We start from the raw sequence: 16,823 nt of genomic DNA, 5'->3' as shown, positions 1-16,823 counted from the left end.
TTCTAATACATTTAAGGTTTCCAAAACATCTTTAAATGATGTGGCGAATGGTTTGTATAAATCGTCGCCTTTTTCAAAAAGTCTTATCCAATGGCCATGTGCAAAAAATATGTATGCTCCTGGACCATCTTCTTCATACCCTAAATCTTTTCTGCCAAAGTATTTAGATTTAAAGTTATTTTTGCTTCCTGTTATTATCTCAACATGTCGTTCTAAAAGTTCATAAACATATATCCCATTTGTTAAGGTTGCTGGAAAGTTACTATCTTCATTTATTTGTAATTTAGCATCGATATTTTGAGCGTAGCAGCGCACACCAGCATTGTTGTCTCTGTACATGTCAGATTTTAAATACACTTCAAACGCCATGCTTTCGCCTTCTAAAAGTGTAATATCTTTTTTGGTGCTTCCTGACATTGCTCTAGTAAATGATGGTAATGGAAAATCATAATTTGCATATAAAGCTTTAGGATTATCTGATGAAAATCCTGAGTTTAATTCGTCTAAAACTATACGCTCTTTTAAATCGTAATTTGCACCATTTTGATAAATGGTTAAACATACTTGATAAAAGCACCACTGTACATTCTCGTATTGCTGAAAAAATGCATCTAAACTAAAAGATAGATTGATGTTTAAAAGGCGTTTTCTATCGTTTAAAGCATAAAACATCATGCCTGTTGTACCTTTAAGCTCGGTAGATGTGCTTTGAAATTGAACTGAATTTGCTAAATCGTGAGATGGAGATTCAATACTAATAGGAATACCGCCTGTTTGATTTCTAGTATTACCTGCATTTGTCTCAACTGAAAGATTTATCTCATTATTAACATCTCCGTTTTTATACTTAGTAATTAAAAAAATGCCACGCCCTGGTAGATGTAATTTTTTAAGTGATAAAGGCGGAATAGTATTGCCTTTAAAATCGGTAGTGCGTTCAATTTCAACTTTGTCTTTTTGTCTAGTTTCTATTAGCTTTTCTAAACCACCAGCATCAAATTTTAAAGATACTATGCCGTTTTCTTCTTCCCATGTTTTTATAGTAAGATAACCTGTGTATATGCGTTGCCAAATATCATCATCGTCTTTTTCTTCTTTAATAATGCGTATTTCTGCGTTTACACCATAAATTCTTCTAATAGCTTTTATGTATTCTTTTACTTTTCCTGTGAATCTTAAAGCGTTACTGAATTTTGGAAATATACCAGCATAATCATCGTGCCGGTGTTGTTCTTTATCATCGTAATTCCAACCAATAACATCTGTAGATTTAACCTCTTCGAGATTACCATAGCCTTTATGTTGAAATTCATAACGTACTCTGTCGTGATATGGTCCTTGAAATGTTCCCATTAGTTATTCCATTTAATTTTTTTAGCCCTAAACATTTGGTAAGGAATATCTATTTTTTGCTGTCTTACATTAACGGAAAGTTTTAAATCTTTAACCGCTTTGGTATTACGTTTCATTTCGTCCATCATATCGTTATGATAGGCATCAAAAGCTAATAAGGTTTCAAATTCATTTAAATTATTGTTACCAGATTCCACGCTTGACATAATAGATGCTGCGTGTAATTGGTTAATATCTGGAATTACTTGCGTGCCTTTTGCAAGATTTAAAACCGCTCTTTTACGTTGTATAAATGGTGCTTTACCAGGTTCTTTAATAATTTCTGGTCGCACCTCTGAAACTTCGGCTAAACCTCCTGTATGCAATGGTCGACCATTAACACCAGCTCCATATTGATATTTAGGTATTGGTTTAGCTAATACTGCTGCTGCTTGTGCAAGACCTAATCCTCCAACAAAAGCGGTTAATAAACCAGCTGATATCCCAAAATCGAACTTAGGTACTTGCGCCCAAATACCTAAAATAGCTTGAGCCGTGTTTAAACCAATTTGAAACAGAGCTTGTGCCTTTTGAAATTTAGCAGCTTTAATTTGTTCTTTTTTCTTTTTTTCTTCAAGCTCTTTGCGTTTAATTTCGCGCTCTTGTTCTAAAGCTTCTTGTTGTGATTTATCATCTTCGGCAAGTTCTATACGTCTTTGGAAATATTCCTCGTTAGCATCAATTTCTTCATCAATTTTATCAATATTAGCAGAAAACACAGACTGTAAAATATCGCCTGTAACATTAGCCACTGAACCAATTTGCGACATGGTTCGTGATACTTCGTTATACTTATCAATAATCGCATCTCCTGTAGATTCTGCTTTAGTTAAAAAGCTAGTTAAAAATGATTCTATATTGTTGGCATCTAAATCTAGTGCATTGGCTATATTGTTTGCAGAATCTTGAATAACCTTATTTTTAAAGTCGATTAACTTTTGTTCTGCTTCGGCTTGTTTTTCGGCATTGGCAATAGCATTATCGGTGACTTGATCGCTTAATGCTATTTTGGCATTAGCAAGCATTTGTTCGAGTAATAAACGCCCTTCTGGATTAAGATTAGGGTTTAATAATTCTTTCTCAATAGCATCAATTTCTATTTGAAGGCGTTCTTCTGCAGCATGCCTTTTTATACTTGTTAGATTTTCTTCATACTCTTTAATACGCTGCAATCTAGCTTCGCCACTTAAACCAACAATATCATTATTAAAGGCTTTTTGTTCTGCCGTTATTCTGTCATTTACAGCCTTTTCTTCAATGGCTTTTTGTTTTTCAATAACGTTAATTCGTTTTTGAAATTCGCTTTGAAATATGGCGTTTATTTCATTTTCTCGCTCTTTATTGAGTTTAAGTATTTCGGCATTAAAAGCTTCTTCTAAACGTGTAATCTCTAACGTTCTGCCTTTAGCTTCTTTTATAGCTTCTTGTTTATTAAAGTTTAAAATCTTAATGCGTTGGCGGTATGCTTCGGTATTTGCATTAAGCCGTATGCCTATGTTTAGTTTTTCGTTATTAGATATATTGGTTTCTGAATTTATATTGTCTTGAATGCGTTGTCTGTTTAGGTTATTTTTATCGTCTTGAAGTTGTTTTCTTCTTCTCTCAATTTCTTTTTTCTCTTTATCAGTTAGTTCTTCAGTTTCTTTTTTGTTTTTCTTTTTTGCATCAGTATTTGCAGAAAATAATTTATTTATATTTTCTAAAGTATTACCTAATACGCCTTCTATTTCTGCCATTAGTTCTTCTTCTTCTTGTAGTTCTTCAGTAATTCTTTTAGACTGTACTTTTGTTGCAAACTCATCGGTTCTAATAGCGCGCAACCTGTTTAAAGCTTTAGCTTCATCATTTAAAGGTGTAACAATACCAGTTCTTTCATTTTTAGAAAACTCAGCATTTTTTTCTAGTGCATCTGAAATTAATTTAACACGCTCTTCATAGCTTTTGTTTGCTAAATCTATAGAACCTTTTAATGTTGTGGCGTTAATGTCCGCAAGTTCTCTTTGAACATCTACTTGATTAACAGCTTGTTTTCCTAAATTCCTGCCAGATTTCTCTAGTAACTGCTGTATCTTGTCTTGTTGTGATTGTAGCGCAATTCTTTTAATATATAATTCGTTTACTTCAGATAAAGCAGTGGATAAAGATTGATTGTCCGTTTTTTCATCGTCCAAAAATTGTAAAAATGCTGGATAGGTTGTTTTTAATTTATTTATAAGCTTTTCTCTTTCCTTATTCGAAACATTAACATCTGTAATTTTATTAACTAAAACATTAAGTTCTAACTGCTCGTTTTTTACTTCTTTAGCCAAAGATTTAGCTGGCGTAATAGCCCGTAGTAAGTTAGTGCCAAATTGATACATAGAGTCTGAAGCTTTAGCGATTAACCCCTTACCTAGTTGTAACTGGAAATTATCGTAAGCTGCATTCCATTGTTGTTGCGAATTGGCAGCATCATCTAAAATACTTCCAGCTTCGGCTACTTCTCGTTTTGCAATATTTGCTACTGCTTGAACAAAATTTGGTGTTTTTTCAAGTTCATCATTTAAATCTTTTGTTGATATCCCTAAATTATCGATACGTAATTTAGATTCTTTAGATAAACCTTCATTTAATGAGCTTTGAAGTTTTTCGATGCTCTCGCCTGTTTGCGATGAACGTACAGCTAGAAACTCCATTAACACATCGGTTTCTTCTAAAGATATATTGAAATTATCGAACCCTACTATAGCCTTTTTAATATCTAAATCTGAAAGCAACCCTCGAGTTGAAGATTTAATTCTATCAAAAGCATCTTGTCCTACTTCGCCAATACGCTCGAAAGCAAACTCAACACCTTTGGCTTCAATAGCAAATTGTCTAGCTTCCTTAGTAAAATTGAACGCTTCACGCAAGCCAAAACCAGCTCCAACTATAGGCAATAAACGCTTGATACTGCTTAGTGCTATACCAACTGTTTTTGGATAATTCCCTACATTTTCTTTAAAATCACCTGTAGATTTTTTGATGCTTCTTACAGCTTCATCGTATTTTTTAAATTCTTTTTGGCTTTGTTTAAAAGCTTTAATCTCATCTTTGGTAACTTTTATACCTAACTTTTGTTTTGCTTGAAACTCTTGAACAGATTTAAGAGCCTTATCTCTGGTACTGGTTAAACGCCCCATAAAAGTTAGGTTTCGTTTTATTTCGAGATTAGAAAGTCTTAACGTTTCTCTTTCTTTAATGAGTTGTTTATTGGTTGATTCTTGCGAGTTTTGAAGTTTGTTTCTTGTTTTTAATAAATTGGTTAGTGATCGTTGGCGCTCTTCATCAACCTTTGCTAATGCTTTACCTTGAGATTCGTAAGCTTTGGTTGCATTTTGGGTTAAGGTGATTTGTTGTGATTGAATGGATTTTAATGATGATTGATCTTCTACTCCTTTAAGTTTTTTATATATTTCAAAAAGACCTAATGCAGATTTTTTTAATTCTTCATTAGAAGCAATGGCAATCTTAACGTTATCTGCATATTCTTTACCGAATTGCAGCGCATCTTCTGTGATTAATTCTTGCTTAGTGATAATTCCTTCAGCCATTGTTATCCTCTTTTAGTGTTTTTAGCCTTTTGCTGTTTTAAAACTTTTAGCTTTTCATCAAATATTTCTTTTAATCCGTAGTATTGGTTTCCTGTAATTTTGTTGGTATCTGTAAATTGAAGTCCTGTAAACGCACAATAGCCAAGTATCACTTGATCTATATTGGTAGCTCGTTTTCCATCTACTTTAGGTAACTTATCTTCTGCTTCTTCAATAAAAACCAAAAGCATTTTACTTTCATTTTCAACAACTGTTAAATCGTATTGAAAAGATTCCTCACAAAGTTTAAATCCCAATTCACGAACTTTATTCTCAATGTCTAAATTCCTATCAAATCGTAACGCTTTAACTGCTATTTCCAGAAAGTTGTATTGTGCCGTGTATTCTTCAATATCAATAAGTGTTTTTAGAGTTTTTTCAATGGTTTTGTTGGGATCTATTTCATTAAACTCACTATTGATTTGTTTCCAAGCTTCAGAAAGTTCATTGTAAAGTTTCTTTTCGTCGCTCAACAATGTAAGGTCACCTGTTTGCGTTACTTTTAAAAATAGCTTAAAAGGGATGGTATCGAATGAATTGTAAATCATACACCTAATTCTAATCGAGTTGCTTTTAAAAGATGTGGTTTGATTTTATTTTGGATAACCTCAATCTTATGCTCATCTGTCAATCCAAAGAATGATTTACTGAGCAATCTGATATTTGAAAGTATATCGTCTGTTTTTGGGTCTGATGAGCCAAACGTTACAAAACCTTTGCTAGCCTTTGCATAAACACCTTTAAGGAATTCACCATATTGTAAAAAATCATAAGGATCTCCTTCTTTTTTTATCCTGGTGCCTTTACCTAAAAGCGCATCATTAGTAGTTATGTACTCTGTAGCTCTTGAATAATACCCCAAAGGATTGCCAAAAATATCTATACTTGATTTATAGATTTGATCTTTATTAAGTGAAGCTAGTTCTGCCTCAATAGATGCTAAAAAGTTAAATATTATATCAACTAGATGTTGTGGGTTTAGCTTCTCTGCCCTTTGAAGTTGCTGTTGAAGTGTTCCCATCCTTACCTAAAATTAATTTATTATTAACTTCAATATCTTTTAATTGTTTTTTATTTGGCTTTTTACCAGTAATAGTTTCATAAGCTTCTGCCATATCTTCCAATGCTATAACATTAGAATGACTTTTTTTAAATTCAGAGAAGGTTGGTTTATAACCTTCTCTGAATGTTGTTTTTTTAAAGCTTTTCATCTTAAACTGTAAAAACTGTTGCTTCATCAGTCTCAAACATTGCCAACGTTTTTTCAACTACATTGGTTTCAATAGTTCCAGTTTCCAAATCAGCATCAACAAATGTGTAAAGATTTGCATCATTACCAGCTCCTGCTGTTACACTGTCTGGTGTTTGAGGTGTACCATCTACTTTAAGAACTTTTCCTGTAAAGGATGTTAAATCTAAACCTGTTAACGGTAAATCTTGATTGCTGTACGTTGCACGAACTTTAAGCTCAGTTAAAGTTGGTGTGCCTTCAATAGTTAATTTTATTGGATAGATTCCTTTGTACTTAAGAATATTAAACTCAGGAGTGACAATACAACCTGCAGTTGTAAGTTCTCTTGGGTTTTCATAAGTCATTTCAACTACTGAACTTAATGGATCACCATCTAAAACAGGCTCTAAAATTGGACCTACTAAGAAATCGCTTAATAACTGACCTTTTACAGTACCATCTGTTTGATTGATGCCTTTAACTTGACCATCTGAAGTGAACTCATACACATAAGTGTAATCACTTGCATTATAAGATTCTAAAGCACTATGTGAAATGTAGCCTAAGTGATGGGTAACTTTAAGGCCTTTTACATTGTCTTTAGTCTTTATTTTTCTAGTTCTACTTTCGTAAAACGTTGGTTCTACATTGGCAAGTTCTGCTTTCTCAACTGAATAAAGAATAACTAAATCTTTAGCCAATTTTGCAGCATCCCAAGCAGCCTTTGTTTTGAAAGCTGCTACACTAGCAAAAGACTGTGATCCTTTTGCAAGCGCATAACCCACAGTAAACAAGGGCAGGTTTTCCTTATCGGATCCTGTATTTTTTACACCGGATGTTCCGGCTATGTTTTCTTGAATTATCATTTTTGTTTTGTATTAAAATGTTAATTATTAATGTGATATTTTAACTTTGTATTGATTGCAAATACATGATATGGTTGTGTGTCTAGCTTTTTAATGCCACTTAAATCGTAACCATTAAACACCTTTTTTAAACCTGTTTCGATATTTATAATATCAAATTCTTTTCTAGCATAAACTAATTCCCATGCTTGAGATTGACATTCTGAATCTGCTCTGTGTATTACACTAGGAAACAGATTTTTTAAGTTGACCATGAATATAATTTTTACTTTACATTCGAATTTTGGACCACTTACATTTGATTGAACATCATCTACATCAAAAAAAATATGAGCGTTACTTTTATCGTTTATGAAAGCATCTTTTAAATACTGACCATTGTTTAAATAAGGTTGTGGTATATCTTTACCACTGGTTTCGGTTTTATAGATTCTAGCATAAACTTCTAGCTTACTCCAGCCTAAATCATTAAACAAATCGTTTTGCAATCGCTGTATAGCTTTGTCTATTCCAACGGGGTTATCAATAGTATGATTTGCCATTACCAAGCATTTGCATCATCAACAATTAAAGGTTCTGGAAATACTATCTTAGATGCAGCATTAACTGCGGTTAACAATCGTCTTTCTAATCCTTTTACTATTACTTTACCATTATCGTTTACAGCACCTTCTAATTCCATTTTAAGTGATGCACTCGCTAATTTTGCGTTTCTACTTTCAATATTTTCTCGTTTTGTGACCATCATTTGTTCTAACGCATCATACGCCAGTTGATACCCATAAACTTCTGTAAATAATTGAAGTTTGGTAATAATTGTATCAGAATAATCTAAACTATCCTGATACAATTTATGTTGGTTCAATATTTTGTTTAATGCAGATCGTGCGCTATCAGATTTCAATTGTGTTAGGTAATTATTAAAGTCTTGAGAATTCATGTCAACCACATCTACTGTGGCATATAAATTTTCAAGCGTTACCAACTTATGAAAACCTTTAAACGTTCTGGCAGAAGTTCCAACTTTATGTGATGCATCAATTGTTATTTCAATTAACTCATCGGTTAGTTCTCCAAACCCTACAGACTGTATTAAACTTAATATTGAAGTTTCGCTATACATTTACAAAGTTTTTAGACTGCTACTATTAATTCAGCTTCAAAAACAGCTACACCTTCTTCAGATAGTGAATCAATTTTCTTAGCTAAAGTGGCATCTTGCTGTGCTATGGTAGCTGTTGCAACTTCTCCAGTAGCATTTAATCCTGCTACAACAGAAGCTTTAGTATATGTTACTGCTTTGTATAAGTAGTTAGCATCATCTTCTGTTTGTACGTCTTCTGAGGCTGTTGCTTCTTCGGTGTTCAAATAGAATAAAGATTCCACGTTTTGAAGTACTGGAATAACCAATGCTTCTCCAGCTGTTCTTTCACTAACAGGATCTGTTGTACCATCTTTTTTAACCAAAATATAACTATTAGGTTCTGAGTACAACACCTGAGGCTGCTTGAATTGTGATTCTGCTAACTTGCTATAAACTAATGCACCAACTTTGATACCTGTGGTGAATACAACCATATCTGGTGTCCAACCTTGAGACGTTGTTCTTTTACCATCTTTTTCATGGTAAAATGTTCTATCAACAACTCTAAGATTAAGCTTCAAGTTTCTTTTAAAAACATCTGCTAATTGATCTTGACTTAAAGATGGTACATTTGTTCCAACAAAATTTAAACTAAAAGCAAACAATTGTTTTACTTGATCGTTGTTTAAAATTTTATCAACAATGTTGCTATCCATCCAAATAGTATCAGGATATTCTCCTTTACCTTTTGCTTGTTTTAGAATTCTTTTAATATCATCAATAGGTTTTGCATTAGAATCACTCCATTTGGTAACTGCACCAAATTGATTAGAAGCAGGAATGTTGTAATTGATACGGATACCAGTACCAACATTATTCTCATCTTCAATTAAAGTGATACCACCAGAAAAACCTAAAAGATGAGCTTGCTCAACTTTTTCTTTGATACCATACATAACTGATTCAGCATCATTAAAAATTTTCTTTAAAAATTCTTTTATTCTTCCTGGTTTCTGGCTTAGATTAATTAAAGTATTCATTTGTTTTTCATTCAAAACATACTTTAATGCCATTTTAGGAATGTCTCCTGTTGCCTTTTTAATAGAACCTCTACTTTTAATAGGAGCTGGAGAATCGAATGCTACAACATCTGCGGTTACACGTGTGTAATTTCCGCTAATTGAAGCATAGGTCATGTCATCTGAATATTCTTCATCTAACATTTCGTCGTGTAGATATTTAGGCTCTTCTTTTGTGCCGTTTATCTTTTCGTAAAAATACTTTGTTGTTTTAACAAAATACTTACTTATCAAATCTTGAAAAATTGACTTTGCCATTTTAATCTACTTGATTATAAATGCCAATTGCTTGTAACGCAGCTAAAGAATTTGCGTTAAAAGGGTATTTTGTGGCATTACTGTTAATAGTTCCTTGTGTCATCATACCTGTTGATGGTTTTGATGCTTTCGTGTTCGAGCGTACTACGCCTACTAACTTTGCGTGTTCAGAGCCGTCAACTGGTTGAGGCTTATAAACAGGGTCTTGTGCTGTGCCGTCATTGATAATACCATGACCTTTATAAATATAAGGGTCAGTAAAACCAGTAAGATCAAGCACTAAACCACCTTCTTTACCATGAACGTAGTGTTTGATAGCTGCATCATATGCGCCTTCAAACTCTTCTTCAGTGGTACTTAAATCTAGTGTACTCATTGTTTTTTTGTTTTTAAATGATTAAGTATTAATCAAATATTTCTTTAATTTCATCATCAGTAGGTTCTGTATTACTGAAGCTTTTACCAGGAATTCCAGCATAATTACCATTATCAGCATTAGTTTGTGCCAATCCTTCAAAGTCTTTGGCAATAGTTTCTACTTCTAATGCTAAATCTTCAGCTTCTAAGTTTGCTGTTTTTAATGCACGGTTTTTAATTGCTTCTGGTAAATTTTTAAGCACCTCATTATCTCCGAAAAGTTTATTGAGTTGCTCTTGTTTGCTAGTGGTGGTAATACCTGTTTTGATTTCGTTGTAACTTGAAGATAATTTTTGCAACTCTTTCTTTTGATCCTCCGCATACTTTTTAAACCAATCTGGCGCATTGTTTAACGCATCTGCTTTGGTTTTTGCTTCTGCATCAGCTTTTATTTTAACTTCTGCTTCTGCTAGAATTTCTTCTGGAGTCTTAAATTTTTCAGTTTTTGCTTTTAATGTCCTAATGGTATCATCGTTTTTAGCGATGTCCTCAAAAGGGAACATGTCGTTTGCTTGATCTAATACTGCATCAATTGCAGTTTCGTCAGCATCATCTTCTGGAAGTTTACATAGTCTTGCCGATATCTCGTCAGTCCTGTCATTGGATAAGTTAGCCTTTGGATATTTAACCTTAAGTCTAGCCTTAATTAATTCTGGTTTTACTGCCATTGTAAATTGATTTGTGATTAATACGTTTATTCACAAATATATAAATAAATTTCACTATTTAGAATGATTCTAAATAATAAAATTATACAATGTGTTATATTTTTTTCAAACCAGAGTTTCTTCTTCTTTAAAACCATCTGCTTTTGGCTTTGTTTTTTCTGCATTTATAGCATCTAATTCTTCTTGCGCATTTTCTACTAAACCAACAGTTTCAATAGCTGTTTTAGAACTTATCAATTGTTTTTCTTTAAGCTTGGTTACAAACTCAACGATATCTGACATATCATCTGGAATAATAGAATTGAATATGATATCGAAATAAGTTTCAGAAACATCTTTTTTAAGTTTTTTGCCTGTTGTGGTTATAGTTCCAGATATAAACACATTAATTATTCTTTGTAATATCGTTCTGTTTTCGCCCTCATTCATTTTTGCTTTTAAAATTGGATCTATTAAAAGCATTTTAAGCACTTTCCCGCTTAAGCCATTACCTAAACCTTTTAAGGCTTCAAAAGATAAATTAGGGGTGCTAGTTAAGGAATATATAAAACTAATTAGGTTTTGTTGTTCTAGTTTTACGGATTCTGGTGCGTTTTCGTAGGTTAGAAAATCCACATCTGAAGATATAATTTTACCATCGTGGGTTTCTTTTTGTGCTAGTATAAAAGCTTTTCCGTCATCATTTTTGTCTGGTGCTCCTGCAACTTCACCATATATCTTTAAAATAGGATGTCCGGCATAATCGTTGGAATTTCCGTGTTTAGATAGCGATACTTCTAGCCTATCTATTAAATCTTGCACATCGAACCATTCTGGTTTTTCTTGTGATAGGTAAACTATTGGTATTTTGCCAAAACCGTGTGCAGGAGCGTTATCTAATTTTAAGGATCCTGATTCGTTAGAAATTTGATATACTTTATCGGCGGTATAAACCCAAATATTTTTAATTTCTTTATCATTTAATATGGTTGAAAACTCCCAAATAAAAGCGGTCATATCTCCTGAAGCATCATAATAGGGTGTCATTATCCCATTTTTATTTTTTAATAAACGTACTGATATTTCTTTGTTGGTGTTTATTCCAAATATTTTATTGAGTAAATTTTCTGGTTTAAGGTCTTTTATAACGAATAATAAAGCTGATTGTAATTCGCTTTTTTGTAGTTTTTTTGCTTCTAATAGTTTGGAATCTATCCTGTTTTCGCGCCACAGTCTTATAATTTCTTGTGCAAGATCTGTATCTTTTGATGGTATTATGGTTGCTGGTTCGCCAAACTCGAAAGCTGTTGATGTAGTAACAATCTTTTTTTGAAATGGAACAGGTATTCTAATCGACTTTACTAAACGTTGTTTTTCGCCTGTACCTATGGTTTTATCTTTTTGAACGTTGCCAACTTGCGTATCTCTTTTGGTGCGTTCTAATTCGTGATACTCCTTGCGTAAATCACTAATTTCTTTTGGGTCTATGTTATCAGCATATAATTTTTTTAATGCTTCTGTTGGATTGGTTTGAAGTAGTGCAATTATTTCTTCCATGATTGTTTTTTGGAAAAAACGTCCTGAAGAAAGTCCGTTTGATTATAAGTGCCTACGGCTGTAGTCCTTGAAGTATTTTACAAATATAGTGAATTATACTATTTGTGGTAATTACAAGATTTTGTTTTAATTTTAATACCGTTTCTAGTGATATAAAAAACACATTTACAGTTTTTTATTCTGTCTATGGTTAGGTTGTTTGCTTTCATAATTCATCAATTCATTATTGGGTGGTAGTTTTAGTATAGCGTTCTTTCTATCATATTTACCATACTTTCTTTTAATTTTCAAAATACCACCTTTTAAAATAGTATCACTTTCTTTCACTAAAAATATTCCTGTTATTTTCATACTCAAATTTAATCATTTTATATTAATAATCTATACCCATATCACTTAATGATTGTGTGGTAACGTGCGTTTTAGGTTTAGAGTTCCAAGCTATATGGCCATAACGCAATTTATCGAAAAAGTGATTATGTTTGTCTATGGGCTGGTTAATAAGAATACCGTTAATCTCTTTAAATTTATAATTTTCTCGCTCTTTTTTAACAGCTTTCCATAGATGATTTTTAACTACATGCAGTTTCTTTTTCTTAACGGATGCTATCCAATACATAACGTCTTTGGTTTTAGATATTTTAAATGCATTTTTATAACCTAGATTATTAAGTCCTCTCACCATTTCAACGGTGCCTTTTTCTCCTGAATATTTATCACTGCTATCGCAAGCTATAATTCTATCTTTTTCAACACCTAAAGCTTCATAACCTAATGCTAATTCTTCTGGTGTATCAATGGGTTTATAAATTAATAGCTCCACCCAAATATTATGCTCATCTTCTGTGTATTTGCCAAAGGCGTTAGGATCGTTTGTAAAACCGAAATCGTTAGCATAAATATATTCCATGTCTGGAAACTTTTCGATCCATTCCAGTTGCTCGAATATTACACCTTTCATAGCACCGCGTAAACCTAAACCAAATACTTTCCAAAAGAATTCATCAATAGTATTTTGATTAGCGTTTTTTAGATTTATTGGCGGTTGGTTGGCATCATCAATAGGTTTGCCCTTATAAAGCAATTCGCCCTCTGGAGTTACCTGGTATGTGCCAGATTCCCAAGGCTCGGTATTTAAAGTTTCATTAAGTGCATTTGGTGTTACGTATGGATTATCTAAGAATGTTGTTTTTATCCAAATAACATCTGGTCTAGGTATAACGCTATTAAATACCCAATGATCTGTAAAGCATGGGTTGAAATCCATCCACCAGAAATAACGGCAACGAATAACGACTTGCATAAAAACTTTGTGTTCTATAAACATGACCTCGTTAAAGAATGCATAATCGCAAGCTCCCCCAAATTTGCCATCTCCTAAGAAATTAACGGTTGATTTACCTATCCTAAAACTCTTAACTTCTTTAGCGCGATGAAAAGGGTTGTCTAATCCAAAATCGTCTAAACGTGTTTTAAAATCATCATAGAGCGTAGTTTTAAACTCGTTGTAAGTTTCACGATAAATATTTATACTACAACCTTCTTTTTTGTGCTTAATTGTTGTTAGGTAGATTATAGTATCTACACCGCTCCATGTTTTTCCGCTTCTAGTGCCACCCTCTAAAACAGCTCCTGCATATCCTTTTAATAATTTTGGTTTTCCTTTGTCATCATAACCCCATTTTTGAGTTGTAATGGCGTTGTATAGCACTTTGTAATTGGGGTTTGTAAGGTCATTAAAACGAGTAAGACCTTCATTAAGAAGGTCTATTTTTTGAAGTTTTAATAGTTCTTCAAGTTCTAATATTTGAGCATCGGTTAAGGGCATTTATTCTTTTTTTTTCTATCATACCATTTAATAACAATCATGTTCTGATATGAGTCTCTTTTCAAACATGTTGTGGCGCATTTGCCACTCGTACTACTCACTCATTCCCAATATTTGGCAAACGACGACCACAACACTGCATATAAAAAATAGCTAGGGTCGTCGCATTTTAACTAAGGTAGTTTCTTAACCCTAAGAAAAATAAACCCTTTTTTGCCAAAGCTTTTATGGTAGATATTTTTGAGCATCACCATAAGCTTCATTCCATTCGTCCTTTAATTCATCGTCAATTAAATTCCATTCAATTTCTTCTTTCAAAGTAACTGCGTCTAAAACCTCGCTTTCAGATTCGGCAGTTCTTAAATTAGAAATAGCTCTCATTGCTTTTCCTGTTGCTTGTACTTTTGTCATTTTACTGTGTATTTTAAGATTAAGAGCGTTAATTCCCCACGCTCGAAAAGGGTTTATTTTTAGTGCTTATTTGCTAATTTTAGGTCAAGTCCAGCAACGATTTTTTATACATAGGCGTTATTAAATTACTTTTATAAACTTCAACATGATATCTAAAGATTCTTTTTTCTGGTTTTGGGTTGTATTTTACTTTGGCCACATGATAAACACTATTGCTTTTTGTTTTGCCAACATAAATTAAGAAATCATCAACTTTAATTGGAGCTTTCCACGAAGGACAATCAACATAAAGTTTAACTGTTTTGTCCTCAATCTTAATCATTTTTTAATTATTAAAAATTTATGACATTGTTCAACAATCCAATCTAATAAATAAGCTTCTGGTTCATCATTATTTATATCCAACTCCACATGGCAATGATTGAATATTTTGTTTTTTATATGAACACTTTCATGAGCAATTATAGAAGCTGTTGGTTTTTTTTCAAAAGCCATGTAAAACACTCCATATCCATTTTTTTTATTTAATTGAAACGTAATCGCATCGCATCCTGATCAATCAGTTAAATCGTGTTTTATCTCAACATCCTTTAAGTCTTTAGTTTGATAAATTACAAGGGTACCATTGTAAATTGGTATTTTAATTTTCTTACTTTTCATATTACCAAGTTGGTGCAGATCTATGTGCATTCTTTTTTATTGTAAACAAATCATTCTCGTACCAAATATTATAGACTTGAGATATTGAACAACCGCAAACCAAAGCTGTTGATTTAGCTATTAAATTACCGTGACATGCTATAACTTTTTGCTTTAAATTCAAGCCTTTTTAGGTTTTATTATTAATTTTTCTATAGCTTAAACCAAGCTCATCGAACTTTAAAATGTGGATTACTTTGGCTTGTGTAATTCCTAAATAGGTTGCTACTCGCTGTATTCCCCAATCTTTTTTGAAATATAAATTAATAACATCAAGCTCAAGTGCTTTCTCTTTTTCAACGTCTTCAAGTATCTGGTCAAGGGTTCTTCCGTCTTTTGCAATTGCTATTGATAAATCTGTTCTGGAAAACCTTAAAGTTTTTAAAGATTTAATAATTTGACCCATAATTATTTCCCCTGTTGTTTTGCTATTTTTAAAAGTTCTTTTATTCTTGAATCGCGTTCTTCTGGAGTGCTTATAGTATGATCTGTTTTTTGTTGGTTATCCTCTTTATAACCACCTAAGTGTTTCATGAGTTCAACTATAACTCCTTTACGATCTATAGTTTTTAATTTTTTGGTAAACCCTATTAGATCTCTATCTTTTCCAATACCTTGAAATTCTTCAAATACTGATAATTCAGCAATAGCTATTTGTGTTTCTTCTGGAATATTGTGTATGCTTTTTAGAGTTCCGTTTTCTTCGTATAAGTCAGATAATTTAAAACGCATCATTTTAGCTAAATTAGATACACATTCATCAATAGAAACTTTATTACGTTCTACAATTTCTGCTTCAACCTTTTTAATATATTCTTGTATTTCTGGGCGTTCTTTTATTCTAAAAAAATTAACTTCGGCAGTACGTTTTGATGCTTTAGGATTGTATTTTATGTAAGCTTCTGTTCCAACTCTTCCGTTTATTAACCATTCATCAATCATTAATTTATATTTAATCAAAGTCCTTTCAGTTGGTCCTTTTAATTTCTTTTTATTGATTATACGTTTTGCCATGGCTTTATAAAAAAAGCTAGTCTTTCCTAGCAGTCAACCCTTCTTCTGTGTTCGTCAACTCAAAGGCTGGATTTCCGTTGCGAGAAGTGGAATCGAACCACTGTCCGTGAGGTTATGAATCTCAGCATCTAACATCTGATGGTATCTCGCGATTTATATCAAAAGTAACACATTGTGTTATAAAATTAACATTTTTTTTAAATCTTTTTCTAAATTTTTATAATTTAATGCTGTGTAACGTAGTACTTTCCAACCTTCCATCTGGGCAATATTATACTTTTCACAGTCCTGAGTGTAACCTGATGGCGTTGTGTGTCCGCTTTTTTTACTAAACAAACCCTCGTATTCTATAGCGATTTTGGCATAAGGCAATGCCCAATCAAAACGAAACTTACGTTCTTCACTGAATTCAAGTTCCTCAACATAATTTTGAACCACTCCTTCACGTTTTAGAACCCAAAGGAGTGTTTTAATAGTTTCCTTTTCTTTAGAAATCTTTCCATTAATGAGATGTTTATTGCTTAAAACGTTCGATTTATTTACAGTTTCGTGAAAATTGTTGCTTAATTTGAGATTTTCTATATCTTTTTTGGTCCAATGCATTTATTTTATTTTAAATCGGTAATGCAATCTCCATTAACATATTTTCACTTGCGTAAGCATATATCTCTGTAGTTTCGGTTTTTTTATGCCCCATTAGTTTGCGTATTTGTTCAAGTGGCACACCTT

General features: G+C 32.6%; 20 protein-coding genes. All 20 read right to left on the bottom strand.

Going from position 1 to position 16,823, the window contains the following annotated elements; translation table 11 throughout:
- Nucleotides 1–1,353, bottom strand: a 1,353-nt coding sequence (locus tag AADI82_RS07200; RefSeq protein WP_341215770.1) for a hypothetical protein, incomplete at its 3' end; no start/stop codon positions are given.
- Complete coding sequence (locus tag AADI82_RS07195) at nucleotides 1,353–4,964, bottom strand: hypothetical protein (RefSeq protein ID WP_341215769.1); 3,612 nt, start codon at nucleotides 4,962–4,964, stop codon at nucleotides 1,353–1,355. The genes AADI82_RS07200 and AADI82_RS07195, both read right to left, overlap by 1 nt.
- Before the next feature lie 2 nt (nucleotides 4,965–4,966).
- The gene (locus tag AADI82_RS07190) at nucleotides 4,967–5,551 is read right to left on the bottom strand and encodes a hypothetical protein (protein WP_341215768.1); all 585 of its coding nucleotides are present in this window, start codon (nucleotides 5,549–5,551) and stop codon (nucleotides 4,967–4,969) included.
- Nucleotides 5,548–6,024, bottom strand: coding sequence for a hypothetical protein (locus AADI82_RS07185; RefSeq protein WP_341215767.1), 477 nt, complete (start codon nucleotides 6,022–6,024; stop codon nucleotides 5,548–5,550). Before AADI82_RS07185 ends, AADI82_RS07190 begins: the two co-directional genes overlap by 4 nt.
- On the bottom strand, nucleotides 5,963–6,214 hold the full coding sequence (locus AADI82_RS07180) for a hypothetical protein (protein ID WP_341215766.1): 252 nt from the start codon (nucleotides 6,212–6,214) through the stop codon (nucleotides 5,963–5,965). Before AADI82_RS07180 ends, AADI82_RS07185 begins: the two co-directional genes overlap by 62 nt.
- A gap of 1 nt (nucleotide 6,215) precedes the next feature.
- Nucleotides 6,216–7,100: a hypothetical protein gene (locus AADI82_RS07175; RefSeq protein WP_341215765.1), complete on the bottom strand. Its 885-nt coding sequence runs from the start codon at nucleotides 7,098–7,100 to the stop codon at nucleotides 6,216–6,218.
- Nucleotides 7,101–7,120: 20 nt separating this feature from the next.
- Nucleotides 7,121–7,642 (bottom strand): hypothetical protein, encoded by a 522-nt coding sequence (locus AADI82_RS07170; protein ID WP_341215764.1) that lies wholly within the window; start codon nucleotides 7,640–7,642, stop codon nucleotides 7,121–7,123.
- Nucleotides 7,642–8,223, bottom strand: a complete 582-nt coding sequence (locus AADI82_RS07165) for a hypothetical protein (protein WP_341215763.1) — start codon at nucleotides 8,221–8,223, stop codon at nucleotides 7,642–7,644. The genes AADI82_RS07170 and AADI82_RS07165 overlap by 1 nt, the downstream gene beginning before the upstream one ends.
- Nucleotides 8,224–8,234: 11 nt before the next feature.
- Nucleotides 8,235–9,521 carry a major capsid protein gene (locus AADI82_RS07160; RefSeq protein ID WP_341215762.1) on the bottom strand — a complete coding sequence of 429 codons (1,287 nt, stop codon included), beginning with the start codon at nucleotides 9,519–9,521 and terminating at the stop codon, nucleotides 8,235–8,237.
- A gap of 1 nt (nucleotide 9,522) precedes the next feature.
- On the bottom strand, nucleotides 9,523–9,897 hold the full coding sequence (locus tag AADI82_RS07155) for a hypothetical protein (RefSeq protein ID WP_341215761.1): 375 nt from the start codon (nucleotides 9,895–9,897) through the stop codon (nucleotides 9,523–9,525).
- Nucleotides 9,898–9,925: 28 nt separating this feature from the next.
- Nucleotides 9,926–10,606: a hypothetical protein gene (locus AADI82_RS07150; protein WP_341215760.1), complete on the bottom strand. Its 681-nt coding sequence runs from the start codon at nucleotides 10,604–10,606 to the stop codon at nucleotides 9,926–9,928.
- Nucleotides 10,607–10,711: 105 nt separating this feature from the next.
- A complete protein-coding gene (locus AADI82_RS07145) occupies nucleotides 10,712–12,142 on the bottom strand; it encodes a phage portal protein (RefSeq protein WP_341215759.1) in 1,431 nt (476 codons plus the stop codon).
- 165 nt (nucleotides 12,143–12,307) lie between these two features.
- The gene (locus AADI82_RS07140) at nucleotides 12,308–12,493 is read right to left on the bottom strand and encodes a hypothetical protein (RefSeq protein WP_341215758.1); all 186 of its coding nucleotides are present in this window, start codon (nucleotides 12,491–12,493) and stop codon (nucleotides 12,308–12,310) included.
- Between the two features lie 22 nt (nucleotides 12,494–12,515).
- Complete coding sequence (locus AADI82_RS07135; protein WP_341215757.1) at nucleotides 12,516–13,970, bottom strand: phage terminase large subunit; 1,455 nt, start codon at nucleotides 13,968–13,970, stop codon at nucleotides 12,516–12,518.
- Nucleotides 13,971–14,195: 225 nt separating this feature from the next.
- Complete coding sequence (locus tag AADI82_RS07130; RefSeq protein ID WP_341215756.1) at nucleotides 14,196–14,381, bottom strand: hypothetical protein; 186 nt, start codon at nucleotides 14,379–14,381, stop codon at nucleotides 14,196–14,198.
- 79 nt (nucleotides 14,382–14,460) lie between these two features.
- The gene (locus tag AADI82_RS07125; protein ID WP_341215755.1) at nucleotides 14,461–14,703 is read right to left on the bottom strand and encodes a hypothetical protein; all 243 of its coding nucleotides are present in this window, start codon (nucleotides 14,701–14,703) and stop codon (nucleotides 14,461–14,463) included.
- Between the two features lie 339 nt (nucleotides 14,704–15,042).
- Nucleotides 15,043–15,204: a hypothetical protein gene (locus tag AADI82_RS07120; RefSeq protein WP_341215754.1), complete on the bottom strand. Its 162-nt coding sequence runs from the start codon at nucleotides 15,202–15,204 to the stop codon at nucleotides 15,043–15,045.
- 6 nt (nucleotides 15,205–15,210) lie between these two features.
- On the bottom strand, nucleotides 15,211–15,486 hold the full coding sequence (locus AADI82_RS07115) for a hypothetical protein (RefSeq protein WP_341215753.1): 276 nt from the start codon (nucleotides 15,484–15,486) through the stop codon (nucleotides 15,211–15,213).
- A 2-nt stretch (nucleotides 15,487–15,488) separates the two neighbouring features.
- Nucleotides 15,489–16,094: a terminase small subunit gene (locus AADI82_RS07110; protein WP_341215752.1), complete on the bottom strand. Its 606-nt coding sequence runs from the start codon at nucleotides 16,092–16,094 to the stop codon at nucleotides 15,489–15,491.
- Between the two features lie 177 nt (nucleotides 16,095–16,271).
- Nucleotides 16,272–16,697, bottom strand: coding sequence for a hypothetical protein (locus tag AADI82_RS07105; RefSeq protein WP_341215751.1), 426 nt, complete (start codon nucleotides 16,695–16,697; stop codon nucleotides 16,272–16,274).
- Nucleotides 16,698–16,823: the final 126 nt, after the last annotated feature.

This window comes from uncultured Wocania sp., from assembly GCF_964021735.1.
In the GTDB taxonomy this organism is placed as follows: domain Bacteria; phylum Bacteroidota; class Bacteroidia; order Flavobacteriales; family Flavobacteriaceae; genus Wocania_A.
This window is presented reverse-complemented; position numbering and strand designations above follow the sequence as displayed.